The sequence below is a fragment of the Bacillus sp. ISL-35 genome (assembly GCF_018613355.1).
Taxonomy (GTDB): Bacteria; Bacillota; Bacilli; order Bacillales; family Cytobacillaceae; genus Mesobacillus.
The window spans coordinates 237,850-248,422 of sequence record NZ_JAGGQK010000002.1 but is presented as its reverse complement, the minus strand read 5'-3'; the positions used below and the strand labels follow the sequence as shown (position 1 = coordinate 248,422).

Here is a 10,573-nt window from a genome sequence, read left to right as displayed (position 1 = left end):
GTCCATTAAAACAGGTTTCTTCGACATTTTGGCCCTAAACGAGCGTTGAAATGTCCATTAAAGGACACTTCAATGCTCGGTCGCCGGATTCACCATTAGTCACTATCAGAGATAAAGGAATCATGCACCCTTTTCCAGAATGGGAATGGGCGGAATCGGGCGAAACGGATTTTTTCATCCGCTACCCGGAATTGGATTGATTTCACGTCTTTATGCAATAAGGTTAAATGGTCCACTGTCACCTGGAAATCCGGCCTGTTTACAGGTTTCAAGGTACACGTATGGTGGTCAGGCAGGATTAGCGGGGATCCAACTGTCCTGAACACCCGGTTATTAATCGATGCCATTTCTGCTACCTGGATCGCTCTCAGGGATGGATGCAGGATTGCCCCGCCCAATGCTTTGTTATAAGCTGTGCTTCCGGAAGGCGTGGATACACATAAACCATCTCCGCGGAAGCGTTCGAAATGCTGGCCCCTGATTTCAACATCCATGACCAGTGTACCTTCCACTGATTTTACAGTAGATTCATTCAGGGCCAGATACCTGGTTTCCCTGCCGCCATGCTGATACCTGATGATGACTTCAAGCAGCGGATACTCAATCACCTGGTACGGTGTTTTTGCCACTGCGATGACAAGCTTTTCGATTTCTTCAGGAACCCAGTCGGCATAAAAGCCAAGGTGTCCTGTATGTACTCCAATGAATGCGGTTTTATCCAGCCTGCTGCTGTACCGGTGGAAGGCATACAAAAGCGTTCCATCCCCTCCGACAGAGATACAGATGTCCGGCTGGTCTTCATCATATTCTAGATCAAAGTCCAAAAGATACGTCCTCATTTTATGCATCAATGTATTGGACCGGGAATCCCCCTTTGAAGTAATCGCAAATTTCATGTATCAAACACCCCTGCATATCGGATTTAAACTATTTCTTCCCATCCTGCTGCATTTCTTTTTTCCGTGTGAAAAATGCTTGTGCGTCCTGGATTTCTCCCCTGATAGTCGACATTTCTTCATCAAGGCGGAACGCAGCCTCGGCCGCCCGCTGCAGCCTGGTTTTAATATCTTCAGGAAAAAGTCCTTTGTACTTATAGTTCAATGAATGCTCCACCGTTGCCCAGAAATTCATGGCCAGCGTCCTGATCTGGATTTCGGCAAGAATCTTTCTTTCTCCCCTGATCGTCTGGACTGGATAGCGGATGACTACATGGTAAGAGCGGTAACCGCTTGCTTTTTTATGGGAAATATAATCCCTTTCCTCGATAATCTCAAAATCATTCCGGCTCCTTAACAGTTCAACGACTGTCTTGATATCGTCCACGAACTGGCACATGATTCTCAAGCCTGCGATATCCTGCATTTCAGAATCGAGTTTATCGAGTGAAATCCCCTTTTGATGGGCTTTGTCCAGTATGCTTGCAATTGGCTTTACCCTCCCCGTGACAAATTCAATCGGGGAATGGTCGGAATGAAGCTCATATTGGCTCCTGATTCCTTTAAGCTTTACCTTCATTTCTTCCACAGCGTGCTTATAAGGTTCTAAAAATTGATCCCAGTGTTTCACATCAGTCACCTCATCCGGTTCTTTTCACGAAAGCTTAAGCGGAGGGTGCGGCAAAAACCTGTTCCACTTTCGTGACCATTTCCTCTCCATAGTTGCTGTTCCCTGTTATATTTTCAATCAGATATTCCATTTCACCACGGAAGCTTTCCAATTTAAGCTTGCCGCCGGCATTTGCCAGAAAAACTTCAAGTCCGCCCTGAATCCCTTGCTGAATGGCACTCCAGGCAGATTCAGGAATGGTGACATATTGATATCCATCTTCATTATCAACAATATAAATAAAGGATAATTGATCAGAATCCACAAGCATTTGCCCGGTGGCTGAAAGGCTTGTTATTTCTGTCTCCATGTCTGTAAAAAGCAGGAGCTCATTTCTTTCTACTTTTGCATCTGTAACGATAATCTTTTTACTCATTTTTTCAACCTCCATAATCTTTTTTATTTTATCATATCGAACCATTTTCTACTAAAGATTGAAGCCAACAGGATTTCGCGAGATAATAAGGACAACTTATTTGGAAAGGGCGGACGGACGTGAGCCAGAATATCGAAATCGAATTCAAGAACATGCTGACGGAAAAAGAATTTAACTTCCTGTCAAGTTACTTCAAACTGGAGCAGGTTCACTTTAAAAAACAGATCAATCATTATTTCGATACCCCTTCTTTTACCTTGAAGGATAAAGGGTCCGCACTGCGGATCAGGGAAAAAGGCAATGAGTTTGAACTGACTTTAAAACAGCCTGCACAACAGGGATTGCTCGAAACGAACCAGATCCTGACTGAAGGACAGGCAAACGAAGCCTTGAAAACTGGCAAATTGCCTGATGGTGAGGTGAAGGGCGCTGTTTCATATTTAATGTCCGATATGGATCAACTGCAATACTTCGGCTCGCTGACAACGGTGCGCGCCGAGGTTGAGTATAAAGAAGGACTGCTAGTCCTGGACCATAGTTACTATTTAAATACAGAAGATTTTGAGCTAGAATATGAAGTGACAGATGAGTTAGAAGGATTTCGAAATTATTCCAATTTACTCACTGAACTAAAAATACCTGTTCGACAAACCGATAATAAGATCAAACGCTTTTACGCTAAAAAATATAATCTTTTAAGAGAATAGACCAGGCAGGAGAATCACGATGAATGTTGATCAGTTAAAAGCCATGCTTGAATTGCAGGCGCTTCAAAATTTCAATCGGACCCCAGGACAATCGGGAAACGGCCTATTTCAGGAAATGCTTTCCGGCATTTTAAATGACCAGAGCGATGCCCTTGGCGCCACGGCAACAAAGCTGGAAGAGCTGTTCGAAGATGCTCAGGCTGCAGTCAGCTCATATGATTTAACCAAACAGAACATTGCCCAAATGCTCCCTCCCATTCAACTGACAAAGGTAGCGGCCAAGAATAACACTGATTTTGATGGTATGATTGACCAGGCGGCTGCTATGTTCAATATACCAGCCAAGCTGATCAAGTCAGTCATTCAAAAGGAATCCAATTTCAATCCCAATGCCGTAAGCCATGCCGGGGCATCCGGATTGATGCAGCTAATGCCTTCTACAGCAAGGGGCCTTGGAGTTAAAAATGTCTTTGATCCCGCAGATAATATCCTAGGAGGCGCTAAATACCTCAAGCAAATGCTCGACAGATATGACAATAATATTGAACTTGCCCTCGCAGCTTATAATGCAGGACCTGGTAATGTTGATAAATATGGAGGAATTCCCCCATTCAAGGAAACCCAGAACTATGTACGAAAAGTGACCGATGTTTTTTACAGTTAAAAGGATAATACTTCCAATTTTTTTGCCCGCCTGTCAGTGGTAACAGGCGGCTTTTTTGTGTAAATTAGTAAAGCAAACCGAAATTAATCAAACCAGAGACAGTTTTCACAGAACACAAGCCGATTTGTTTGAGATATAAATATAGCATTGCTACAATAAATAGCATAACTATCAAAGCAGAATGAAATTTCTAAAATCTATTTTAAAGGAGTTATCAATATGGTTGAGAATAAGACCTTACCATTCGAAGCCATTGGCGAAGGGACACTTCACCGGCTGGTCGATGCTTTTTACCACCGCGTTGGAATGCATCCTGATCTTGCTCCTATATTCCCGGACGACTTAACGGAAACTGCCCGTAAACAAAAGCAGTTTTTGACTCAATATTTAGGCGGGCCGCCTTTATATACGAACGAACATGGCCATCCAATGCTTCGCGCCAGACATCTGCCTTTCGAAATCACGCCGGTCAGGGCTAAAGCTTGGCTCGGCTGCATGGCAGAGGCCATGGATGAAGTGGGTCTCGATGGTTCTGTCAGGGAGGATTTTTACGCCAGGCTCTACCTTACCGCTCAGCATATGATTAATACACCAGACGATGAAACCGGTGAGAACTCATGAGACTCAGCCGTGAAAATCTTTTAAGCTATGACCCGTCAGAATACTGTCATAACATAGACAAGAAGCCTCTAGAAATTTATATGTTCGTTGATCCGCTTTGTCCTGAATGCTGGGCACTAGAGCCAATCATAAAAAAGCTGCAGATCGAATATGGCAAGTATTTTTCAATCAAACATGTATTGAGCGGCCGTCTTGCCACCTTGAACATGAACCGAAAGAAACGCTACGAAACCATAGCAGAGCTATGGGAAAAAACAGCAAGCAGAACAGGCATGTCCTGTGACGGTTCGCTTTGGTTTGAAAACCCTGTTTCGTCTCCCTATTTGGCTTCGATTGCCATTAAATCGGCAGAACTTCAGGGAAAAAAGAAAGGCATCCGCTTCCTGCGCAAGCTCCAGGAAGTGTTGTTTCTTGAAAAACAAAATGTCTCGAGTTTTGAGGTGCTGAAAAACTGTGCCCGAAGCGTGGGGCTGGATGTTGAGGAATTCGTGACGGATATCCATTCTGAGACAGCCGCAAAGGCGTTCCAGTGTGATTTAAAAATCACCAATGAAATGGACGTCCAAGAAATTCCGACGCTTGTCTTTTTCAATGCCAATGTTGAAGAAGAAGGCATCAAGATTACCGGACTTTATCCATATGAGGTATACGTACAGATTCTTGAAGAAATGCTCCAGCAAAAACCAGACGCAACCCAGCCGCCAAGCCTGGAACAGTTTTTGAAGCAGTATAAAATGGTTGCCTCAAAGGAAGTGGCTGTTGTATACGACATGACAGTTCCTCAGGCTGAGAAGGAATTAAAGAAACTGATGTTAAAGCAAATGGTCGAACAAATCCCCGCAAAATACGGGATGTTCTGGCGTTATCTAGAAGGATGACCGTGCAGATGCTCGGTCATTTTTTTATTAGTCCGCTTCATTGTTTTTTGCAGACTTTAATGCTTTCTATTGAATTGTTCGAAATAATTGGGAATATGGTCGAAAAACCTTAATAAATGGTCTAATTAATTAAAAATGTGCAGCAATAATCCATAATCCGGATCGCAGCAAGTAAAAACTGCCACTTTTTTTACTCCTGACTGCAATTCAGAATGATTGCACTTGAATGTAACCTTCAATCAGCGCTAATCTAACATTGCACGCAGAAAAAGGCCTTGCAGCTCTCCAACTGCAAGGCCTTTTTTCTATTTTATACGAACAAAGGGGATGGGAGAAATTTTTCACGGTCAAACAAAGGGGTAAATGTTTGCTTGTGATCAACTTCACGCCATAAATATACCATAGGCACTACCAGTATAACAATATACTTGTGTGTTATTTCACAATATTGTCAAATACCATTCATGATTATATGGACAGAAGCATATATATCAAGTATTAAGCGATCCGGAGTGATGTACGTGGACAAAATAGGTCTCTTCTTTATGGCGCTATTCATCGTTTTTTCATTTGTTCTTCATATCGGAGGATTAATGCATCTTATCCCTTTATATCTGACCTCCCCCATCCTGTTTTTCTCCCTTTTTATTTTACTGATATATTTAAATAACCGAAAAAAGTTCAGAGGATTCTAATGAAAAAACCGGCTGCACCCTTGCAGCCGGTTCTTCGTTTTATGAAAGCAATGCTTCCATTTCGTTTAGCTTTTCTTCGAATACCTTCAAGGCTTCCTCGATTGGCTGCGAGCTTGTCATATCTACTCCTGCCTTTTTCAGGACTTCGATTGGATAGTCTGAGCTTCCTGATTTCAGGAATTCAATATAGCGCTCGACAGCCGGCTGTCCTTCATCAAGGATCTGTTTGCTCAGCGCTGTTGCTGCACTGAAACCTGTGGCATACTGATACACATAGTAATTGTAATAGAAATGCGGGATCCTTGACCACTCCAGTCCGATTTCCTCATCAATAATGATGTCTTCTTCGCCGAAGTACTTTTTGTTGAGCTCATAATAATCCTTTGTCAGAGAATCAGCTGTCAAAGCTTCGTTATTCTGTGCTTTCTGGTGAATCATATGTTCAAATTCAGCAAACATGGTCTGTCTGAACACAGTTCCCCTGAAACCTTCGAGATAGTGATTCAATAGATACAGGCGCTTCTGCTCATCATCGATCGTTTTCAGCATATAGTCATTCAGCAGCGCTTCATTGCATGTGGAAGCCACTTCTGCAACAAAAATGGAGTAGTTTCCATATGGATATGGCTGAGTTTTCCTAGTGTAGTAGCTATGGACGGAATGTCCGAACTCATGCGCAAGCGTGAATAAATTATTTACATTGTCCTGCCAGTTCATCAGGATGTATGGATTTGTGCCATATGCACCTGAAGAATAGGCTCCGCTGCGCTTCCCTTTGTTCTCATACACATCCACCCAGCGATTTTCGAACCCTTCTTTTAGGATTTTGTTATATTCATCACCAAGGGGTTCTAATCCTTTTAGAACGTATTCTTTTGCTTCTCCATAAGGAATTTCCATTTTAACATCCTTGACCAACGGTGTATAAAGATCATACATATGCAGCTTATCAAGACCCAGGACCTTTCTGCGAAGCTTTACATATCTGTGAAGCAGGTGCAGATTGTCATTCACCGTATTCACAAGGTTTTCATAGACACTTTCAGGGATATTATTTGCAGCAAGCGCAGCATGCCTCGCAGAATCATATTTACGGATTCTCGCATTGAAGTTATCCTTCTTGATATTGCCGCTCAAAGTGCTTGAAAAGGTATTTTTGAAGCTGCCATATGTTTTGTAAACAGCTTTGAAAGCATCCTCGCGCACCCTGCGATCTTCACTTTCTAGGAAACGGATGTAACGGCCATGAGTGATTTCCACATCTTCACCGTTCTCGTCCTTAATCGAAGGGAATTCCAAATCCGCATTGTTGAGCATACCAAAAGTATTTGATGGCGAGCTCATTACCTCTCCTGCCTGGGCAAGCAAGGCTTCTTCTTCGGCAGACAGGACGTGCGGCCGCTGAAGATTGATTTCCTCCAATGCATGCTCATAAAGCTTCAGCTCTTCTTTTTCCTGCAAAAAGCCTTTGATCTTTTCTTCTTCAACAGCAAGGATTTCCGGCACAATATAAGCCAGTGCACTTCCCGCCTGGGAATAGAGATTCTTGATACGGTCATCTAGTCCCTGATAAAAAGAATTCGTCGTATCCTGGTCATAGCGCATATGTGCATATGTATAAAGTCTGCCAAGACGCTCTAACAGCTTATCCTGCAATTGGAGTGCATCGTAAAGCTGATCAGCACTTTCCCCAAGTTTTCCCTGATACTCCTGGACAGAAGGAAGTAAGCTCTTCACTTCATTGAATTCTTTTTCCCAGGCATCATCACTCGCGAAAATATCTTCAAGTCTCCACGTATTCTCGGTGGCAGCCTCATCTCTTGATGGCAATTTTTTAACTGCTGATTCATTAGACATATGGATCCTCCTAACAAAATTTCGGAATTCGAAAAACTTTTCTACTATCATATTATTCGATAATAGCTCCTTATTTCCTTCATAAAAAAAGAAAGGGATGAAAAGTTTTTTCGCTAACTTCCTTATTTTACTCTTGAACTTCATTTTTCATGTTATTGGAATACCGATTGAGCAATTTTATTTTCATACTCAGCAAAAAACTTGGCTTCCGCCTCCAACTGGCGGTCGATTGAAGATGGAATCTCAATCTCTTTTTGTACTTTTACCATCCCTGAATTAATCTTTTCCAGGTACCCCACCTTTGTTAAAAGAAAAACGTATTCTGCTAAAGCATACCAGGCATCTCTTTCCCCGGCGGCAGGCAGGACCCTGAGCCTGATATCACCTTTTTTGACCCTTTTGGCAAAAGCATCCTGGATTTGTGGATAATGAATGAATTCCCCTATTTTATGTTGACGAAATACATCGAGATAGAGGTATGTTTGCCAGATGAAGGACGGTGTTTCAATATAGGGACTGAAGTGGACAGGCAATCCGAGGACAGGGGGAAGAGTTAGAAGGCTGAGACGATTGCGGTATAATTCTTTTAGGAAACGATTTTGCCAGGCGCCGGGATTCATCAAATAGCGGGATTTTAGTTTTTGATTTTCTGTTTGCCAAATTTTTATGAAAGGTTGGTGTCTTGCTTTTGGATTAAGGAGATCCTCGATTGAAGTTTGACTCAGATTTTTCACTTCTAGAATTGCGATCGCCTTTCTTGTGGAAATTGGAATACTGCCATGAAGGTTGATGAGCTGGCCTGAGATCGGGCAAAAAGCAGGAAAATTCCAGTCATTGTGGGGTCTTCGCAAAAAAAGATAGAGGAAATGATTCATGGAAACAACCATATGGGACTTACGTTTGATCAGGTTTTCGGCTGCAATCCATATGGGGATCACATCATGTTCCAGGTAGGTTTTTGTTCTTTTTTCGAAAATATCTGCATGGATGATTGAACATTGGAATTCAATTGCATATTTTTGACCGTTCCAATCAAATGCAATATCCGGTTTTTGTCTCATCTGCTGATCGAACTTTTCAAGCTCCGCATAGATTCCCTGTTTCTTCAGCCAATTATATAGTTTTAGCTTGCCAGAAAGGTGGTACTCAGATTCTCGATCATACTCATATTGGCAGCTTCCGCTTGCAGTATGGGAGAAATGCCAGATTTTCTTACTGCCGAGTTTCATGATTACCTCCTCGCCACAATCAGGACAATAAAACTTTTCCCGGGATCTGATTTTCTCTAATTCTTTCTTGGCCTTACCGTTCGCGAGTGAAAATACTTCCCCATTACTCTTATTTGCCACTAGCATATAATGAACCTCCTTTCTCCTCCTATTATTCTGGAGTACAGGAGTGATCACCTCTTATAATTGAAACAATTAACAAAATGTTCACAGAAAAAACAGCCCGTAACACCTACGGACTGCTAAAGCATGGGCGACAGAAGTCTTGATGTTGATTCGAGAAGCCTGTAACCGATATTGCGTTTATTGAAGTCTTTCAAATCAATTTCGTTTGATTGATGGATATCATTTTGGTACTCTTCCACCAATTTCAATGTGCTGCTTGTTTTATAGAGGAAAGCATTGACCTCGAAGTTCAGATGGAAACTTCTCATGTCCATATTGGACGTGCCAATGGAAGCAAGCTGGCCGTCAACAATGACGATTTTGCTGTGCATGAACCCTTTTTCGTATTCATAAATTTTTACCCCCGCTTCAAGTAGCTCTGGAAAATACGACCTCGAAGCATAGAAAACGATTTTTTTATCCGGCTTTTTTGGGACAAGCAGCCTGACGTCAAGCCCGCTGAGAGCAGCCACCTTGATTGCACTGAAAATATCTTCGTCCGGGATGAAATACGGAGACGCAATCCAGACTGACTTATCGGCCGACGAAATCATCGAGAAAAAGATATTCTTGATCACACTCCACTCGTTGTCTGGGCCGCCGGCAATCATCTGGACCCCTCCATGGGTGTTAACCTCCAGTGCGGGTGATAAATATTCTGCTGTCAAAAAGCTGTTATTCGTCATGTAGTACCAATCCTGCAGGAAAATCAGCTGCAGGCTCCTTACTGCTTCTCCTTTTGCCATTAAGTGAGTGTCACGCCAAAAACCAAAATCCTTATTTCTTCCGAGGTACTCATCACCGATATTCAGCCCTCCGACAAAGCCAACTGTCCCATCAATCACAATGATTTTACGGTGGTTCCGGAAATTGAACTTGCTGTTCAGGAACGGCAGGCGGACAGGGCCAAATTCGACCACTTCGACACCCGCGTCAATCAAATCCGCGATATACTTTTTTGAAAGCTTCCATGACCCAACCGAATCATACAGGAACCGCACCTTCACTCCTTTTTTGGCTTTTTCGATCAGAACATCCTTGATTTCATGGCCGATTTCGTCATCGCGCACAATATAATATTCCATATGGATATGGTGGGTTGCCTTTTCCAATTCTTGGAGAATATGACTAAAGGTTTCATCACCATTTGTCAGCACTTTTGTCGAAGTTGCAAAGGAAATAGGGCTATTCCCGAGCTTCTGGGCAAGATTGAACAAACGACGGTGATCTTCTTCCATTTCAAGCATCCGTGCTTTGTTCGCACTTTCACTGTCCCCTTCAATTCGTGTAAAAGTTTGTTTATCAAGAAAGTATTTTCGGCGGAACATCTTTTCTTTCCGATGATTGCGGCCAAATAATAAATAAAATATGAAACCCACAACGGGGAAACCACCGAGAACCACTATCCAGGTTAAAGTCTGGGCAGGATGACGATTCTCAAGGAAGATCACAAAACTGATAAAAATCACCGTCAATGTCATGAAAATACTTATGTATCCCAGATAAACAGCATCAAGTTTTTCATAAAACAAATAATAAATGCCTGACAAAATGAATAAAAACGTTAAAATCCGAACTGTATTCTTCATGGTAACCACCTGTTTTCCCGCTTCTGATTTCCAAACCACTGTATATATACGTTTCTATTTAGTGATGGGATTCATACAAATTATATCAAAAAAACTGCAAGTACCCTGTACAAAGCCTGCCGGTGAAATCGTATTTTGATTTCAATGGAAGTGTCGCAGAGATCTCGCTGCCTGGATTAAAAAAGCC

10 protein-coding genes are annotated in these 10,573 nt (G+C 42.4%); 4 read left to right on the top strand and 6 right to left on the bottom strand.

The genetic code is table 11. The features are described from left to right. Positions 1-95 precede the first annotated feature (95 nt). From J7E38_RS04430 to J7E38_RS04420, 3 genes are read right to left on the bottom strand one after another with little or no spacing between them, the layout of a single operon-like run. On the bottom strand, positions 96-896 hold the full coding sequence (locus J7E38_RS04430; protein ID WP_144474576.1) for an NAD kinase: 801 nt from the start codon (positions 894-896) through the stop codon (positions 96-98). 31 nt (positions 897-927) lie between these two features. Next, on the bottom strand, positions 928-1,566 hold the full coding sequence (yjbM, locus tag J7E38_RS04425; protein WP_353049935.1) for a GTP diphosphokinase: 639 nt from the start codon (positions 1,564-1,566) through the stop codon (positions 928-930). A gap of 34 nt (positions 1,567-1,600) precedes the next feature. Further along, complete coding sequence (locus tag J7E38_RS04420; protein WP_214704868.1) at positions 1,601-1,981, bottom strand: UPF0738 family protein; 381 nt, start codon at positions 1,979-1,981, stop codon at positions 1,601-1,603. A gap of 119 nt (positions 1,982-2,100) precedes the next feature. On the opposite strand from J7E38_RS04420, the gene J7E38_RS04415 reads away from it, so the two are divergent. The 4 genes from J7E38_RS04415 to J7E38_RS04400 all read left to right on the top strand — a co-directional run bounded on the left by J7E38_RS04415 (position 2,101) and on the right by J7E38_RS04400 (position 4,851). Next, positions 2,101-2,688, top strand: coding sequence for a CYTH domain-containing protein (locus J7E38_RS04415; protein ID WP_214704869.1), 588 nt, complete (start codon positions 2,101-2,103; stop codon positions 2,686-2,688). Positions 2,689-2,707: 19 nt separating this feature from the next. Then, positions 2,708-3,352, top strand: coding sequence for a lytic transglycosylase domain-containing protein (locus J7E38_RS04410; protein WP_215038192.1), 645 nt, complete (start codon positions 2,708-2,710; stop codon positions 3,350-3,352). Positions 3,353-3,571: 219 nt separating this feature from the next. After that, positions 3,572-3,973, top strand: coding sequence for a globin domain-containing protein (locus J7E38_RS04405; RefSeq protein ID WP_214704870.1), 402 nt, complete (start codon positions 3,572-3,574; stop codon positions 3,971-3,973). Beyond that, on the top strand, positions 3,970-4,851 hold the full coding sequence (locus J7E38_RS04400; protein WP_214704871.1) for a ClpXP adapter SpxH family protein: 882 nt from the start codon (positions 3,970-3,972) through the stop codon (positions 4,849-4,851). The genes J7E38_RS04405 and J7E38_RS04400 overlap by 4 nt, the downstream gene beginning before the upstream one ends. Positions 4,852-5,585: 734 nt before the next feature. Here the strand turns inward: J7E38_RS04400 and pepF are convergent. The 3 genes from pepF to cls all read right to left on the bottom strand — a co-directional run bounded on the left by pepF (position 5,586) and on the right by cls (position 10,386). Further along, positions 5,586-7,403, bottom strand: a complete 1,818-nt coding sequence (gene pepF / locus J7E38_RS04395) for an oligoendopeptidase F (RefSeq protein ID WP_214704872.1) — start codon at positions 7,401-7,403, stop codon at positions 5,586-5,588. A 152-nt stretch (positions 7,404-7,555) separates the two neighbouring features. Beyond that, positions 7,556-8,758, bottom strand: a complete 1,203-nt coding sequence (locus tag J7E38_RS04390) for a competence protein CoiA (RefSeq protein ID WP_214704873.1) — start codon at positions 8,756-8,758, stop codon at positions 7,556-7,558. A 116-nt stretch (positions 8,759-8,874) separates the two neighbouring features. Next, a complete protein-coding gene (gene cls / locus J7E38_RS04385; RefSeq protein ID WP_214704874.1) occupies positions 8,875-10,386 on the bottom strand; it encodes a cardiolipin synthase in 1,512 nt (503 codons plus the stop codon). Between the last annotated feature and the right edge of the window lie 187 nt (positions 10,387-10,573).